Annotated in this window: 13 protein-coding genes; 6 read left to right on the top strand and 7 right to left on the bottom strand. The window is 43.3% G+C overall.

The genetic code is table 11. From position 1 onward, the window contains the following. Both LLW17_RS17925 and LLW17_RS17920 read right to left on the bottom strand, forming a co-directional pair. Nucleotides 1–184: transposase (locus LLW17_RS17925; protein WP_228228726.1), on the bottom strand; the 184-nt coding region annotated here is incomplete at its 3' end. A 1081-nt stretch (nt 185–1265) separates the two neighbouring features. Beyond that, nucleotides 1266–3992 carry a T9SS type A sorting domain-containing protein gene (locus LLW17_RS17920; protein WP_228231668.1) on the bottom strand — a complete coding sequence of 909 codons (2727 nt, stop codon included), beginning with the start codon at nt 3990–3992 and terminating at the stop codon, nt 1266–1268. Nucleotides 3993–4542: 550 nt separating this feature from the next. On the opposite strand from LLW17_RS17920, the gene LLW17_RS17915 reads away from it, so the two are divergent. From LLW17_RS17915 to LLW17_RS17905, 3 genes are all read left to right on the top strand, one after another. Further along, nucleotides 4543–5097 (top strand): GrpB family protein, encoded by a 555-nt coding sequence (locus LLW17_RS17915; protein ID WP_228231667.1) that lies wholly within the window; start codon nt 4543–4545, stop codon nt 5095–5097. A 162-nt stretch (nt 5098–5259) separates the two neighbouring features. After that, on the top strand, nt 5260–5697 hold the full coding sequence (locus tag LLW17_RS17910) for a 3D domain-containing protein (protein WP_228231666.1): 438 nt from the start codon (nt 5260–5262) through the stop codon (nt 5695–5697). A 147-nt stretch (nt 5698–5844) separates the two neighbouring features. Further along, nucleotides 5845–6618: a 3-keto-disaccharide hydrolase gene (locus LLW17_RS17905; protein WP_228231665.1), complete on the top strand. Its 774-nt coding sequence runs from the start codon at nt 5845–5847 to the stop codon at nt 6616–6618. Here LLW17_RS17905 and LLW17_RS17900 read toward each other — a convergent pair. After that, nucleotides 6615–7505, bottom strand: a complete 891-nt coding sequence (locus LLW17_RS17900) for a DUF808 domain-containing protein (RefSeq protein WP_228231664.1) — start codon at nt 7503–7505, stop codon at nt 6615–6617. The genes LLW17_RS17905 and LLW17_RS17900 overlap by 4 nt on opposite strands. A gap of 276 nt (nt 7506–7781) precedes the next feature. On the opposite strand from LLW17_RS17900, the gene LLW17_RS17895 reads away from it, so the two are divergent. Together LLW17_RS17895 and LLW17_RS17890 are read left to right on the top strand one after the other, a co-directional pair. Beyond that, complete coding sequence (locus tag LLW17_RS17895; RefSeq protein WP_228231663.1) at nt 7782–8153, top strand: hypothetical protein; 372 nt, start codon at nt 7782–7784, stop codon at nt 8151–8153. Between the two features lie 126 nt (nt 8154–8279). Beyond that, on the top strand, nt 8280–9143 hold the full coding sequence (locus LLW17_RS17890; protein ID WP_228231662.1) for an SdiA-regulated domain-containing protein: 864 nt from the start codon (nt 8280–8282) through the stop codon (nt 9141–9143). A 32-nt stretch (nt 9144–9175) separates the two neighbouring features. On the opposite strand, the gene LLW17_RS17885 is transcribed toward LLW17_RS17890, so the two are convergent. The 4 genes from LLW17_RS17885 to LLW17_RS17870 form a co-directional block, all read right to left on the bottom strand. Next, the gene (locus tag LLW17_RS17885) at nt 9176–9754 is read right to left on the bottom strand and encodes a YceI family protein (protein WP_228231661.1); all 579 of its coding nucleotides are present in this window, start codon (nt 9752–9754) and stop codon (nt 9176–9178) included. A 63-nt stretch (nt 9755–9817) separates the two neighbouring features. Beyond that, a complete protein-coding gene (locus LLW17_RS17880; protein WP_228231660.1) occupies nt 9818–11089 on the bottom strand; it encodes a hypothetical protein in 1272 nt (423 codons plus the stop codon). A 12-nt stretch (nt 11090–11101) separates the two neighbouring features. After that, nucleotides 11102–11701, bottom strand: coding sequence for a YceI family protein (locus LLW17_RS17875; RefSeq protein WP_228231659.1), 600 nt, complete (start codon nt 11699–11701; stop codon nt 11102–11104). A gap of 175 nt (nt 11702–11876) precedes the next feature. Next, nucleotides 11877–12158, bottom strand: a complete 282-nt coding sequence (locus LLW17_RS17870; RefSeq protein WP_228231658.1) for a hypothetical protein — start codon at nt 12156–12158, stop codon at nt 11877–11879. 325 nt (nt 12159–12483) lie between these two features. Between LLW17_RS17870 and LLW17_RS17865 the strand changes: the two genes are divergently transcribed. Then, nucleotides 12484–16062 carry a ShlB/FhaC/HecB family hemolysin secretion/activation protein gene (locus LLW17_RS17865; RefSeq protein ID WP_228231657.1) on the top strand — a complete coding sequence of 1193 codons (3579 nt, stop codon included), beginning with the start codon at nt 12484–12486 and terminating at the stop codon, nt 16060–16062. Nucleotides 16063–16184 lie beyond the last annotated feature (122 nt).

Raw genomic sequence — 16184 nt, 5'->3', positions numbered from 1 at the left:
ATCCTTTCTCATTAAAGTTAGAAAATTTATAAATCCATCGGTAAATACTAACACAAGGTATGTTGTGCAACATCGATAGTTGGCTAGCACTATACTTACCGGATTCAAAATCTTCGACGATCTGACGCTTAAAACTCTCAGAATAAACACGCCTCTTTTGGATGATTTGTACGTTGGATTTCATTGTTAATCACGTTTAAGTGGTCAACCTATATCAGGGACGTACAACTTCTAACCTCTTACCATTTACCTCTTACCGGTAAACTGCCCACTGAGACTGCTTACTGGTTTTGAATGCAGAGTGCTGAGTTATTTTGTATTTCGTATTTCTAATTTCGTATTTATCAGGCTGTTCTATGTTCTTAAATTTTGAACCAATCAGATGTGATTTCTCAGTCGCTTGGGCTCCTTCGAAATGACTGCTAACAGCAAACTGTGACTGCCTACTGATTTCGTATTTCTAATTTCTGATTTTCGGGACCCTGAGTGATGCGACCAAAGAAGCGGAGTATCGAAGGGTCAACCTACAAGCTCTGGCTTCGATACAAATTTCACTGCGCTATGCTGCGCAAAATTCACTCAGCCAACGCTTTGGTAATGCTGAATGCAGAGTGATGAGTTATTCTGTGTTTCTAATTTCTGATTTCTGATTTTCGGGACAGGGAGTGCCGCGACCTAAGGAGCATCGTATCGAAGGGTCAACTTCTCACCTCTTACCATTTACCTCTTACCGGTAAACTGCCCACTGAGACTGCTTACTAATGCGGAGTGCAGAGTTCAAAGTGATGAGTTATTTCGTATTTCTAATTTCTAATTTCGTATTTAATTACCCTGAGCGATGCGACAAAGGAGCATCTAATCAAAGGAAAAGGCTGGGGATGGATATAATTTTGAATTTTAAAGCTTGAATATTGAACCAACCTGATGTGATTTCTCAGTCGCTCAGGGCTTCTTCGAAATGACTGCTAACAACAAACTGAGACTGCTTCACCAATTCAGAATGCTGAATGCAGAGTGATGAGTCCTGCAGGGGAACATCCCTCCTAACCTCCCTCCGACTGTAAGGAAGGAGTCAAGGGATGAATTTTATACTTACTAAGAATTCCCCCCTTACTTCGAAGGAAAAGGCTGGGGATCGATGTAATTTTGAATTTTAAACCTTGAATATTGAACCAACCTGATGTGATTTCTCAGTCGCTTAGGGCTCCTTCGAAATGACTGTTAACAGCAAACTGAGACTGCTTACTAATTTCTATTTCGTGCAATTATCCCTTTATAAACCGAAGCGTGCTGCTCTGCTCCCCGCTGGTAACACGAATCAAATATATGCCGGGAGTTAAGGAAGATACCGGGATAGCCCGGCTTTGCGAAACATCAACCGGCCCCAGCACATTGCGCCCATTCAGATCGTAGATGATGGCTTGCGAGGCATTTGCCTCATTAAGTTGCAACTGAAGCACATCGTTAGCAGGATTGGGGTAAATCTTGAAAGAGTCGGCAGCATTAACAGTAGTGACACTCAGCTGATCGAAACGTACCGGTAAACTGGCAAGCGTATAACCGGCGGATGCGGAAAGATAGGCCGTAAACGGATCTACCGTTTCCGGAGTTCCGCTCGCGACCCTTTTAAAAACCGGGTCTTCATTCTCCATAGCAAGGGTATAAGCCCCTGCCATGGCCTGAGTTTTAATATAAACCGCGTTCAGGTTATTTGTGGTATTGGCTTTAGGAGTGCTTACCGCACCACTGCCCGTAAAGCTGAAGCTGCCTGTCCCTAAAACCAGCACCGGGATATTGGCCGGGATGACGTCTCCGGTTATAAGCTTGCACGCAATTTCATCGGTTCCGGGTTCTATCGTATAGCAATCTGCACCTTCGGGAATAGAAGTTTCAAAAGGTAAAATAAGCAGTTCGTAACCGCTAAAATCCCGGGTATAGCTGGCCTGTGCAGCCGTAAAGCCTTGGGGCACCTGGAAGTTTCCGTTGCCTTCCAGTTTCAGCTGCGAAGCCTGAGTGCGGCTAACTACATTAGGCTGATCCAATCCACTGCTTTCGACAGTGTAAAACAACAGGTTGGGATTTGCCGCCTGAGATTTCCAGTCGGTAGTTTCAGGGATGGCCGTGGTCTGGGTAAAATCGATCCCGGTATAATCAGCATTGGAAAGCGCTTCGAGCAAATCGCTGTCTTCCTTGCTGTAAATCCCTTCAAAAGCATAGGCCTTTTCATTCCCCAGTAAAAAATAAACCGCTCCAAAATCAATGGTCAGCACCGAACTGTAATTGGTATTGCTGATACCTAAAATTCCCGTGATTCCATCGGTAAGCACCGCCCGTGAAAGATCGAACTCCCATTGAAAATTACCCGTCGCGGGCATATTGATACGCCCGTAGTTGTGCGAACTCAAAGCTCCCGCAGCGTTGACGTAGTGCAGGGTGGTGTTGTCTGAATTGTATTGATTGGCAGAGACCACATTTTTCACCTGAAAAACCAGTTTGGTATAACGGTCATCAAGCGCCAGATAGCCATTAGTCAATGCGGTGTTTGAGCTGATGAGGCGGTTGTTAACGCTAAAGGTCTTCTGACGGTCACTCAGCTGATAAGCGGTACCAAAAGCTGCCTGCGTGGGGTTTTGGCTTTCTATGGGATTGTAATACACGGGGCTTCCGGTCATTTGCGACTCGGGCCGCTCGCTGCTTTTTTCAAAGACCAGGGTGGTAAAACTGCTGGGCGCGACGGTAATTTGCGGGCGAAAACGTTCTGAATCATAGGTAACTTCGGTAGTGGTCATACTTTCAGACGTTGTGGTGACCACGCGGGTACCGCTTTGGGTATAAAACGGAAGGTCTGCCGTAAGATTATAGGTGTTGGCCGAAGCATTGATAAGATGCAGCGTCAGGGTGTTTCCATCCTCAGAAATATAAGCCGAACCTTCAAGCTGCCCGCTGTCATCAAGCCAGGTTGCGGCAATACGCTTTTTACCGGTGGTGTATTTCGCAAAATGCGACAGAATATACCCCCTTTTGGTAATCACGCCTTCCTGGGTACCGCGCTCGCCATCACCCATCATCCCATAATAGCGTTTGGAAGCGTAATGCACCCATGCACTTACGTTTGACAGCATGGCTGTGTTGATGCTTCGGGCGAAATCAAAAGCGTCCTGCTGCCAGTTATAATCGCGCGGAGCCTGACTGCCGGCGTTCCAGTTGATCAAAAACTCGGTCATCCAGGCCTCTTTCCCCTGACTGCGCTGCAAGGTAATCCCTTCGGTCTCCACCGCGCCATACTGATGCCCTGCAAAAATGTCGAATTGTTGGTTAACCCCATCTGCTGCCAGTGCCTGCGCATAGCGCGTGGAAATCCCCACCGTCTCCGGGGCGATAATTTTACAGTCGATACGGCTGCCGTAATCCCGTATAAAGTTGGCCATTTGCTGCGGCGTCCAGGAGCAACCCGCGTAAGTCACCTTATAATCGGGTTCATTTTGCAAGGAAATGCCATCCAGTTCTACCCCGTTATCCCGCAAATACAGCACGTAATCATTGAGATAATCTGCATAATCCCCGTAGTTTTCTTCTTTGAGAAAACCTTCAATCTCATTGCCATTTGCGTCAGTTACGATACCGGCTATGTTGTTGTTTGTTTTCCACTCGGCCGGCATAGACCAGGGGCTCGCAAAAATGATAAGTCCCAGGGATTGCGCAAGCTGGGCAGTGGCCAGAGACTGCGGCCAGTTGTCACGACCTATGGGAATATAAAGCCGCATGATGTTATAACCCAGTTCGCTGTCTGCTCCCCAAAGCTGGCGTATTTGAGCAGGGGTCATGTGGTTGTAGGCAAATTGCGGACTGCACACAAAACCGCCGTAGCCCGTAACGGTCTGAAAGCTGGCATCTGCATCGATTTGCACCGTAGCATTGACTTCCTGCCCGTTGAGGTTTGACAGCATCAGACAACAAAGCAGGTATAAAAAATAGGTGTAGTGTTTTTTCATGGCAGTAGTTTTTTGGTTTCAGTTTAGTATGATCGGGATTTAAAAGGTCCCGATTCTGGTTCTAATTGGTTTTAAGAAATCGATTGCGTAAATCGGTTAAAAAAAATATACGTTAACCCGGGAGCCAAAAAGCGCTCGCATTTACGGGTGTAATTTAGAAAGTTACAGGCTTGTTCACTGCCAGATTGGGTTACACATACTTTTGAATAGGATACATGAAAGGGGTTTTAAAACTAGAAATGACTCAACTATTTAGAACCAAAATTTGAAACAAGCTTAAATCAACATCCTGAACAGTTGAAATCTATTTATTTTGGAAATGCTTACCGCCTGGGTTAAAGCCCGGTTTATCTTTTATATTTGTTTAGGTGACGGGTAAGTTGCTATTTAGAAGATAAAAGACTTTCGTTTAACGTTAATTACCGAAAATCAAAATTCCCCGGAAACGGGAAAGCGCTTTGCAAAATAACAGACAAATGATTTCCTATTTGCGAAATACAAACTAGCCTGATTGTTCCACTAAACCATTCGGTTTTAGCTGAAAGACGATATGTTAATCGAAAAATATACCTCACAATGGATTGAGCAGTTCGAGAGTTTAAAACTGGAAATCGAACATGGTCTCAACGGACTAAATCTGCCCATCGAGCACGTAGGAAGTACTTCGGTACCCCATTTAGATTCAAAACCCATTATAGACCTTGATATCATCTACAAAAACGCATCTGAGTTTAAACTTTTAAAAGCCAGGCTCACAAGTATTGGGTATTATCATAATGGAGATCAGGGAATTGAGAATCGGGAAGTATTTAAACGCGATAAAAAGGGCGGGCATCCTGTTTTAGATTCCATTCCGCATCATTTATATGTTTGCAAGGCTCAAAGTGAAGCCTTGCAAAGGCATATCCTAACACGTGATGTTCTATGGAAAAATGAATGGGCCAGAACAACATATCAGGCAATGAAGTATGAGCTGGCCGAAAAGGCAAATCAGGATAAAAAACGCTACGCAGCACTTAAAGAACGCTATGCCAATGCATTTTTTGACCAAATCATTGAAAAAGAAAAGTCAGGCTCCGGTTCCCGGCAGGAATCAAAAGATTGATCTCTAAAATTGGATTCTTCAATTCGCTTACATGTTTAGCCTAACCAGATAAACTCCAGAATCATTACCAAAGCCAACGCGTGCTGCTCAATTTCTCAGAAACAAACCAGCATATAGCTAGATATCAGTAGTTTGTCTGTTTTTTTTGTATATTATAAGTATATGAAAACGAAAACACGAATTGCCAAATTGGAGATATTTCTTCTCCTTACTGCTTTCATTCTATTTGGGAGTTGTGCAGAGCCTGAAAATAAAGTTACGCTTACTGTGACGGCAACCGCCTACAATGCTGTTGAACACCAGACTAAAAAAGGCAATCCGGGTCTGGCAGCCTGGGGTGATCAGTTAGAGCCCGGCGAAAAAGCTATTGCTGTATCCCGGGATCTTATACATTTAGGATTAGATTACAATGAGGAAGTAGAAATTGAAGGATTGGAAGGCACCTACATTGTTAAAGATAAAATGAACCGACGCTGGGAGAAGAAAATTGATATTTATATGGGGCTTGATGAAGAAGCGGCAAAAGAATGGGGCAAAAAAACAGTTACTATCACCTTCAACAAAATAGACCGACCCGATGATCAATTTTCATCGGAATAGTCCTATTCTAAAATCACTACGCGCTGTAGATTAGATATTCCAACATCCCGTATCACAGAGGCTTTACGCTAAATTATAGACCTTATGTTTATATATACCATATGCTTACCTAAAAATTAAATACTTTTAAGAGCTCAACGAAAAGCTATGAAACAAATCCTATACGCGGGTCTCCTGCTTTTGGCATTCAATTCCTGCAAGGAGCAACCCCGGGAAACCGAATGGATCACACTCTTTAACGGCACCAATCTGGAGGGCTGGACGCCAAAATTCTACCATCATGAAACCGGTGATAATTATGCCGATACCTTTAGGGTTGAAGACAGCAGTATCGTGGTGGCTTATGATAAATACGACAGCTTCAATGAGCGCTACGGGCATTTGTTTTATGAGAAAGCTTTTGAATCGTTTCACCTGAAATTCAAATACCGCTTTACCGATGAGTGGATGGAAGATGCCCCCTCCTACACCTTTCGCAACAGCGGGGTGATGTTTCACAGTCAGGCACCCGAAACCATATTGAAAGAGCAGGACTGGCCGCTTTCGGTAGAATATCAGATGCTGGCAGAAGCCGAACCCGGAAAACCCAGACCTACCGGAAATATGTGTTCGCCGGGAACCGATGTCTATTATGAAGGCAAAAAATCAAACGATCACTGTATCAATTCAACCTCTGAGACCTACACCTGGGATACCTGGGTTGAGGCCGATTTGATTGTCTACAGCGATTCGCTGATTATTCATAAAGTAAACGGTAAAGAAGTGCTTCGGTACAGTCAAACGCAACTAGGCGGCGAGGTCGCAAACGGTTTTGACCCCGCCTTAAAAATCGACGGTACAGCCTTAAAAAGCGGTTATATTGGCCTACAGGCCGAAGGTCAGGGAGTGATTTTTAAAGATCTAAAGCTGAAAGAACTCTAGTGTGCAGAAGCCTTCTTGCCCTTGAAAAGTTTTTTGGCACCATTTACTATCGGTAAAACCAAAAATCCTATTACCAGACCTGCCAAAAATTCAAAAACAATTGCCGGAAGCCCAAGACTTTCTTCCCAATGGTGGAAGAACTCCAGATTATGTACAAATATCCCGCCTGAAACCAGCATTAAAGCGATGGTTCCTATTACCCCAAGGCTTTTAATTACCCAGGGAAGGGCGTTTACCAGAAACATACCTACTTTATCTGAAAAGCTATTTTCGCGGTCGTTCAGGTTGATGAGTTTGGCTCCAAATTCATCCATACGTACAATCAATGCAACAATCCCGTAAACACCTACCGTAGCAACCAGAGCGATAACAGTCACCACACCTATTTGGGTTGTGATAGGCTCCTGAGCCACCGTCCCCAATGCGATAATGATGATCTCAACCGAAAGAATAAAATCGGTAAGAATAGCCGATTTTACTTTCTCCTTTTCGCGGGCCATCAATTGTTCTTCACTCATTTTATCGAGCTCTTCAACGGCATTGTGCTTCTCGTGAGGCACCAGATATTCGTAGATTTTTTCGGCACCCTCATAAGCCAGATAGAGTCCGCCCAAAATTAGAATCACGGTTATCGCCGTGGGCAGAAAGGCACTCAGCAAAAAGGCTATGGGCAGAATAATGACTTTATTGAGTAACGAGCCTTTGGTGATTGCCCAGAGAACCGGTAATTCACGATCAGACATAAAGCCCGAAGCTTTTTCGGCATTCACGGCAAGATCGTCTCCCAGAATTCCGGCGGTCTTTTTACCCGCTACTTTACTCATTACGGCTACATCATCCATCAATGCAGCGATATCGTCTAATAATGCAAAAAAACCTGAGGCCATAAAGAAGTTTTGGTTGTTTGCGGCAATATAGGTTGGCTCCAGATAATATGAAATTAAAAAAACGATAATTTATTAAACCGATGCCGTTAAAAGTGCATGGTTCCTCCTGATAATAAGGATCAAAACAAAAAGATTAAACACTTAAAAAATCGCTATAAATGAAGATTTCGTCGCTCCAATTTGTTAAAAATGATAATTATGTAGTACAATAACTACTATTTAGAATGATTTTAATTAATTTCGTCCGCCAAAAATACTCCATTCTCCAAAAAACTGATGAATACTATAAACCTTGGTAATTTTCGTTTAGACTTTCAGCCCCATTTTATCAAATTAAAAATAAATGAAGGTTATCATTTTGATGCCCGAGCATTTACGCAATGCCAGACGCTTAAAACAGAAATTTATGGGAATCTTAAAATCGGTCTACTTCTTTCAAATGATGTTGAAGCCGATTATTCTATAGACCCTCTGTTTTTGGTGAAATACCGTGAAACTATGGAGCGCCATTTTCAATGGATCATCATTGTTTCTAACCGAAAACCCGATTTTATGAATTACAAATACATCTCCAGGTTAACCAGCATTCCCTGCAAATTTGTACGCAACTATAAAAGTCTCGATCAGGACTCAAGTATTGCCTCCTGACAGCTATCGGGTTGCGATAACCTGAATAAAGCCGCTGCTTAAATCTTAAAACTTAATTAAGAACACATTAAATACAGCCGCCAGCCCTTAGCTTTGATACTCAAAACCAATTGTAACTAAGGTTCTATGAAATATCTTTCGCTATACATCATTTTAGGAGTTATGCTTATTGCGGGCGTACTGTCCTTTTTCTTTTATAAAAAATCGATGCGCGAAGAAGAGGAAGTTCTTGCCAAAGCCACCTATACCATTCATAAAACCTGGGAGTTTCCGCAGATTCTTAATGAAGTAAGCGGTATTGCCTGGGTAAATGACTCTACGCTCGCCTGCATTCAGGATGAAGAAGGTGTTATTTACGATTTCAATTTAATTACTTCAGAAATTACCCACGATGTACGCTTTGGGGAAGATGCAGATTATGAAGCCATTGCCCTCAAAGGCAAACAGGCCTATGTGATGCGCAGCGACGGACTCGTTTTTGAAATTGCCGATTATACGCTGGATACCCTGGACGTCTCCCCGTTTGACACGCCGTTTGATGCCCAGAACAATATGGAATCTTTAGCCTACAATCCTAAAACAGATTTGCTGGTCACGGTACCCAAAGATCGCGGACTTAAAAAAGACCGCTACAAAGGATTATATGCCATATCACCCGAAACGAAAACAATGGGTGAAAATCCCTTGTTTAACATCGATATGAAGACCAAAACGCTTGATTCTATCCAAAAGAAAAAGGCAGAAAACAACTTCTACCCTTCTGATCTGGCTATACATCCTAAAACCGGCGATTATTATCTGGTAGACGGGCGAAATCTAAAACTCCTGATTCTTACCCAAAGTGGGAAAGTAAAAGCCTTACACAACCTCAACCGCTATCATTTTGAACAGCCGGAAGGAATCGCCTTTAGTCCCGAAGGCCGTTTGTTTATCGCAAACGAGGCTGCCGGTGGCGTGGCAACCCTGCTGGAGATTACGCTCGAAGAATAACGAACACGCACCAAGCTCAGGTTGACTTCCTTTTAAAAATCTGCTACAGATCCGCCAATATCAAAATGGATGCTGATCACATCGTCTATGACTACGAGACCCATCAGTTTTCTGGGTTTTTCAAGCTGAAAATCCTTAACATTTATTTCAAGTTTCCCCGTTGCGTGGCTTAAATCCTGCCGGTCGTAATCAATGGGAACAGTATAGGTATGCTGCTTGCCTGCAAGGGAAATAATTACCGTGGCTTCATAACCCGTTTCAGACACCGACACCCGGGTGAAATTTAAAAAAACAGAAGGATAAGCTTCCGCCCTGAGCATCTCCCTAAAATCTTTATTTATTCCCTTTCCACCGCAATCAAAACCTGCCAGGTCCAGCCGGAATACGGCATTGCTAAGCACATACAGGTTTGCTTTTTTGGCGTAAGTCAGGCTTGTTTTAGGCTCCAAATAAGCACTATCAAATGTACATTCAAAGCAATTTACATTGGTAGAGCCTTCAATGCTAAGGACACTGCTTTGTAACCCGGTAATCAGAAGCCCCTGCGGCTCCTTTTGAGCGTATCCGCTAAATAAACCAAGTACCCACAAAATAATTAAACCTGTTCTCATAGTGCCAATTGAAAATGCATTGGGATAGAACAACACCTATCCCAATGCACATTAAAGTTTGAATTAAAAGCTGATCACAGCCTCCAGAATGAAGCCGTCAAACTGAGCTTCGTTATGCAAATCGGTTACCGGATAACCCGTGTATTTTTGAGCCACATATTCGGCTTTCATCAGGATGTTTTGAGTCATAAACCAGCCTGCGGCCAGTTGTACCCGGCTGATATCGACATCGGCTCCTCCCACTAATTCTCCCGAAACGTAATTGTAGCGCCCACCCAGATAGATTTTTTCCTGAGCACCAAAACGGTAAATCAATTCGCCTGAATATTGATTCCAGCTGCGGTTATCGGTCTCTCCCGGGGCTTTTCCGGTTGCATTCTCATAGACCCCGAAGAATTCCAAACCTTTATACTTCAGAAAGGGATTGATCATAAAACTGGTCAATTCAGAACGTAAATCGGGATTTATACGACCCGCACGAAAACCATCTCCCGTACCATCTTCGGCAATCATCACATTGTAATATCGTGATCCGGAGCGGTCACCACTGTACAGATAAATGCTTTTTGACTGGTTGGATTTGTACACAGACCCGGTAAGCCTAACCCGTAAATCTTCGGCAAGGGTATCATCAAAGCCTACTTTGGCGAGGAAAGACGGACTGGTTGTTTCAGGATTGGTAACCGCCTGGTTTAATTTCCCGTTGGTCAGACCCAGCATTCCAAACCAGCCTTTGTCGAAGTAATACACCTCGGCTCCTACTTCGGTCGTAAAGCTATCCATCAAATAATTGCCCACAAACGGATTGTAAAGCGCCATAGCATTATCGGTACGTCGCAAATGCGCATCACCATAGTTGTTTTCCATATGACCAATTTTGATACGCATATGATTCATCAGCTCTTCCATAAAGCCCTTTTTGATAAAATCAAGCTTATCGATTTGAAAATACCCGCCTTTCACATAGGTTTCTGTGTGATGCTGTGAAGACAGATAGGTTCTTAAGTGCATACGCACCCCATCGTATAAAACCACATCGAGATCGAGGTTTGCGGTAGCAAGGTTGAAATTGCTGCCTATATCCTGTAGTGCAGGTGTAGCGGCATTACCTGAGTTTTCGTGATCCAGTGCCTGAAACTGCAGGGTTGATGCGCCGCCTAATCGCACATACAGTCCTGAAAAACCGGACACGGTATCTTTAGGTGCTTCAAACTGATTGATGCCGCGCTGATCTGGCTGTCTGAAATTGTCGAGATCACGCTTGCTCTGAGCCTCTACGGAAGATGCAATAAGACCAAAAAAGGCTGCTATTAAATAAGTAATTGACTTGTTCATGAGTATTGATTTTTAATTGATTGTGTTGAAAAAAGAAACTTTAAAATCGATTTGAATGTCATCTCCGGTTTTGATCGTTCCGAATAATGCGGTTGGCGGCTCCACTTCAAATTGGGTCATCCTGAGTTTTTTAGAGCCGCTAAGGCGTATGCTATCTGCTGTAAGTTCTGCCTGAAATTCTACAGCTACCGCTTTGGTAACCCCTGCGATCGTGAGCGCCCCGGTTGTCTGTAATAGGTATCCGCCCGATTGTGTGGCCTTTATCGCTTCTACAGATTTTAACTGAAAGCTAATTGTTGGATGGTCTTCTGTTTTTAAAGCTTTAAAGGTGTTTTTGTCCATCCCCGATTTGCCGCTTAACAGCGACTCCGATTTTACGCTAAACGACAGATCTGAGACTTCCTGCAGATGGCCCTCACTTTGCTTCAGGCTCATTTTGCCTTTCATACGAGTTGCCTCCAGCTCCCAGTCATGAATATTAGAGGTTCCTAAAACCCGCAATTCAGACTCCTTTTCTTTTAAGTCATAGGTCTGTGCCTGTATACAGGTTAACCCAAGAAAAAAGACACTGAAAATCAACATGCCCCAACCCTTTCTGGTATTTGTTCTCATAGCTTTTGCTTTTAATTCTACAGGACAAAATTGCACGCTTATGAGGTCTTAAAAGATGACTTATATCAGCTTCTGATAACTTTGTTTAATTGGAGTGTTTAAAACAAAAGCGCATAAAAAAACCCTCTCAGCAGCACTGAACGGGTTTATCAAAATTCCTTTAAGAGGTGATGATCTACATATCTTCTTCGGGACTAACGGGCAACAAAATCAAAGTTTGCTTACGGTCGCTTCCGTTAATCAGGTAATCTATCTTTAGCTTATAGTTGATCTCGCGTTCTTCCGAATAAAACGCGCCATCGCGAATGTCAAACCCACCGGTTTCGGTATAGGCCAGGCTCACAATTTTCGATTCATCGATAGTGCGCAATTTTAATAGTTCGTGTTCACTTAAACTATATCGTTTGAGAAGCGTGTTGAGGCTTTGGGAAAAATGGCTGTTGGCTGAAGTTTTCATAATACAAGAATTTTCAACAAAATTATTATTAACAATATAAATGAACGCATTCCGTATTCCCAATTCACACTTTATTAGCACAGTTTTAGCCTATTATTAAGCTTTTTGGTTTGATAACCAGCATCAGGACTTTAATTGATTCTCAGCTAAATACAAGAAAATTAATTATTTATAATAATTAATTAAAATACCCAAACTGCAATTTAGACCGGCTTATACGAAAGCTATTTCTTAACACTTCTTTAAAGCTGTGTTATATGAGGGTTAAAGTCTCGGGCTTCTCCGTGATTTTAACATATTTTCAGCCCTTGTAAGCAAATCCTATATGAAAATCACTACATCTACAACCCTACCTTTTTATTTAACGGCAATTTTGCTCCTGATTCTCCCTATTTGCGGGGCACAGGCGCAGGATCGCAGCATAGAACAGGTGTTCTATTTTACCGGAAATACCTCTTTACAGACTCAAAACCCCTCGCTTGAAGTGCTCAATGCCATCACTGCCATGTCTCAGAATGATGAGAAAGCGACGTTTGTGGCTTTGGGTAACATCACCGATAAAGGCTATCCGCCAAAAGATAAAGACCGAAAGCAGGTAGAAGAGCAACTTAAAGCAAGTCTGCTGCAACCCCTTGAAGACTTTAACGGCAACCTGATCTTTATGCCCGGAAAAAACGAGTGGAATAAAAACGGGCACGAAAATATTGACGATCTGGAGTCTTTTATACAGGATAACAGTGAGGTGAAATTTTGGCCAAACGACGGCTGTGTACGGGAGATAGAAGACCTGGATATGGATAAGGTCGAGTTGCTGATGATAGATTCACAATGGTTTCTCGAAGATTGGGATGATCATCTGTACCTCAACAACAAATGCGACATCAAAACCCGCGATGACTTTTTCGCGAAGTTTAAAGACGACCTTAAAGACGAACAAAACAAAACGGTAATTGTTGCCATCTACCATTCGGTGCTTACGCGTTCGCGTCAGGATTTCTTCGAAAACATTGGTGGTCTTAGCAAACAGGATTACTACAGCCAGCAGCGTCAAAAACTTGCCGGAACGATCGAAACTTTGGCTACACTTTTTCCTGATGTGGTTTTTGTTTCGGCCAGCGACCGCAACCTGCAGTATGTGGAAGATGACGGTATCCCGCAAATCATAAGCGGTGCAGCGGCAGATAAACTGGATAATGTTAAGAATGCCAAAGACGGTCAGTTTGCCTCCAAGACCAATGGTTTTGCCAGACTTACAGTATATAACGACCGTAGCTCAAAAGTGGAATTCTTCGCTACCGGCAACGGTAAGCCCGAAAAACTTTTTGAAAAAGACATTCGCCGTCAGCAAACCAAATTGAGCGAAGTAAGCTATCCTGATATTTCAAACTTTGGCGACACCTTTAAGACTTCAATCTATACACCCGAGGAAACAGACAAAAACGGTTTGTATCGCTTTTTTTGGGGAGAACATTACCGCCCGGTTTACAGTCGTGAGATCGAGGCTCCGGTTTTAGACCTTTCTACTTTACCCGGCAATGTACGCGCCATTTCTGAAGGTGGTGGTAACCAGTCGCGCTCCATCAGACTCATTGATGACGAGGAGCACGAGTATACGGCCCGCGAACTCCGCAAAAGTGCCGTACGCTTCATTCAGTCTAAAATAACCGATCATTACGTGGAAAACATCATGCGTAACTCTATCGCAGAAGATGTGGTTCAGGATTTTTATACCACTGCACACCCCTACGCGCCTTTCGCCCTAAATCCCATTTTTGACAGTCTCGACATTTACAACGCCGAACCTAAAATCTATTACCTGCCCAAACAAAAACAGCTAGGCATTTACAATGAAGATTACGGAGATAAACTCTATATGTATGAAGCTCATGCCGGGGATGAAAACAAATCTTTTGCGCGTTTTGGCAACCCGGACGACATTATCAGTACCAAAGATTTACTGGCAAATATTCGCAAGTCTAAAAAGCATCAGGTTGATGAGTCTAATTTCCTAAAAGTACGTCTTATGGACTTTGTTGTGGGTGATTACGACCGCCACTACGATCAATGGCGCTGGTCTGAATACGAGCAGGAAGACGGCAACAAAATGTATAAAACCATACGCCGCGACCGCGACCAGGCATTCCCCAAATACGACGGACTTATCCTGAGCATTCTTAAAATGGGAATGATTGATTTCCGCTCAATGGAAAAATACGATGAAGATGTAAACAGCGTCAAATGGATGAGCCGCTACGCCTATCCGCTTGATCAGGCGTTCTTAAAGGAAATTACCTGGGAAGACTGGCAAAAACAGGTTGATTTCATTCAGGAAAATCTAACCGACGAGACTATTGAAACCGCCTTTGCAACCCTGCCTGAAGCCACACAGGATGAGACTATCACAAACATCAAAAAGAACCTGAAACTGCGTCGTGATAATCTGCAATCTATCGCGAAGCGCTATTATGAGTATTTGATGAGCCATCAGATTATTTTGGGTACGGAAGAAAAAGATGAATTCCGCATTACCCGTAAGCCCGATGGAGCGACGACCATAAGTCTAAAAACTGAAGGCGGCCGTGATTTTGAACGTACCTATACCAAAGACCTCACTAAAGAAATCTGGATTTACGGTCTGGATGACGAAGACACTTTTGTGGTAGAAGGTGAAGGTGATGATTACATCCCACTGAAGATTCTGGGTGGTGAAAACAACGACGTCTACGATTTTCAGAATAACAGACGCGTAAAGGCCTATGACTATAAAAGCAAGAAAAACACGTTTACCAATCCGGCTTCCAGCAAATGGCTGGTAGACAGTTACGACATCAATACCTATAATGATGCAAACCGAAAGCTTAGCGCCAATACGGTATTCCCAAGTATTGGTTTTGACCCTGATGCCGGTTTTAAAATAGGTTTACGCGATACCTACACGACCTACGGCCTGGCAAACAATCCGTTTAAAACGCAGCAAACCCTTACCGCTGCCTTTTATTCAGCAACCAGTGGCTTATCTTTAGATTATTCGGGAGAGTTTGCACACGCGTTTTACAATTGGAATTTTAAACTCGATGCGCGTATTACCAGTCCTAATTATGCGATCAACTATTTTGGTACCGGTAACGATACGACTTATGATGAAGATGCGGTAAGCCGCGATTTCAACCGGGTGCGTATCGCCATTTGGAATATTCGCCCTGCCCTTAAATATGCTAAAGACCGAATCTTTTTTAGCGTGGGGCCCTTGCTGGAAAACTTTGATGTCGAGGACCGATTGAACAGTGTTACCTCCGATGCGTTTACACCCGATAATGATGTATTCAGAAATCAGCTTTATGCCGGTGGCGAAGCCCGTTTTCAGTATAAAAACAAAACCGGTGAAATCGCATTCATACGCAGAGGTTTTCAGTTTGACCTGACTGCAGGTTACAAAACGAGTTTGAAAGACGAGTTTAACAACAGCTTCAGCTATATCAATCCTTCGTTCTCTATAGACTTCCCGTTACACTCCAGCGGTTTTGCAGTGCTGGCCACAAAGGTTGAAGGTCAGGTAAACTTTGGTGATTATGAGTTTTTCCATGGTGCCACCCTGGGTGGTAACAACAGCCTGAGAGGTTTCCGTAATGAACGCTTTAATGGAAACAGCAGCTTCTATCAAAGTATTGATTTACGTACCGGTATCGCTGACTTGCGTACCAGCTACGTGCCTTTACGTCTGGGAGCAACATTGGGTTACGACTACGGTAGGGTATGGACAGAAGATGGTTCTTCAGACCAGTGGCATAGCAGTTACGGTGGTTCGATCTTCCTGAACGGGTTTAAGGCCGTCACCGCAAATATTGGCTATTACCTGAGCGACGAAAGCGATCGTGTCATTTTTACGCTGGGCTTTAGATTCTAAGCCTTTCAACAAAAAATCTTTTTCAAAAATCCTGTCGGTTTCGGCAGGATTTTTTTTGGTTTAAGAGCACTGCTCCCGTTATGGATTCCGTCTAAAAAAACCGGGATAATTGCGGGGGTTTG

The sequence above is a fragment of the Leeuwenhoekiella parthenopeia genome, from assembly GCF_020782115.1.
In the GTDB taxonomy this organism is placed as follows: Bacteria; Bacteroidota; Bacteroidia; order Flavobacteriales; family Flavobacteriaceae; genus Leeuwenhoekiella; species Leeuwenhoekiella parthenopeia.
The sequence above is the reverse complement of the archived record's forward strand: the minus strand, read 5'-3'. Positions and strand labels throughout refer to the sequence as shown.

Bases quoted from the DNA above. Each gene is read 5' to 3' on its own strand.
- LLW17_RS17920 (WP_228231668.1), bottom strand. From the start codon at position 3,992: ATGAAAAAACACTACACCTATTTTTTATACCTGCTTTGTTGTCTGATG.
- LLW17_RS17915 (WP_228231667.1), top strand. From the start codon at position 4,543: ATGTTAATCGAAAAATATACCTCACAATGGATTGAGCAGTTCGAGAGT.
- LLW17_RS17910 (WP_228231666.1), top strand. From the start codon at position 5,260: ATGAAAACGAAAACACGAATTGCCAAATTGGAGATATTTCTTCTCCTT.
- LLW17_RS17905 (WP_228231665.1), top strand. From the start codon at position 5,845: ATGAAACAAATCCTATACGCGGGTCTCCTGCTTTTGGCATTCAATTCC.
- LLW17_RS17900 (WP_228231664.1), bottom strand. From the start codon at position 7,505: ATGGCCTCAGGTTTTTTTGCATTATTAGACGATATCGCTGCATTGATG.
- LLW17_RS17895 (WP_228231663.1), top strand. From the start codon at position 7,782: ATGAATACTATAAACCTTGGTAATTTTCGTTTAGACTTTCAGCCCCAT.
- LLW17_RS17890 (WP_228231662.1), top strand. From the start codon at position 8,280: ATGAAATATCTTTCGCTATACATCATTTTAGGAGTTATGCTTATTGCG.
- LLW17_RS17885 (WP_228231661.1), bottom strand. From the start codon at position 9,754: ATGAGAACAGGTTTAATTATTTTGTGGGTACTTGGTTTATTTAGCGGA.
- LLW17_RS17880 (WP_228231660.1), bottom strand. From the start codon at position 11,089: ATGAACAAGTCAATTACTTATTTAATAGCAGCCTTTTTTGGTCTTATT.
- LLW17_RS17875 (WP_228231659.1), bottom strand. From the start codon at position 11,701: ATGAGAACAAATACCAGAAAGGGTTGGGGCATGTTGATTTTCAGTGTC.
- LLW17_RS17870 (WP_228231658.1), bottom strand. From the start codon at position 12,158: ATGAAAACTTCAGCCAACAGCCATTTTTCCCAAAGCCTCAACACGCTT.
- LLW17_RS17865 (WP_228231657.1), top strand. From the start codon at position 12,484: ATGAAAATCACTACATCTACAACCCTACCTTTTTATTTAACGGCAATT.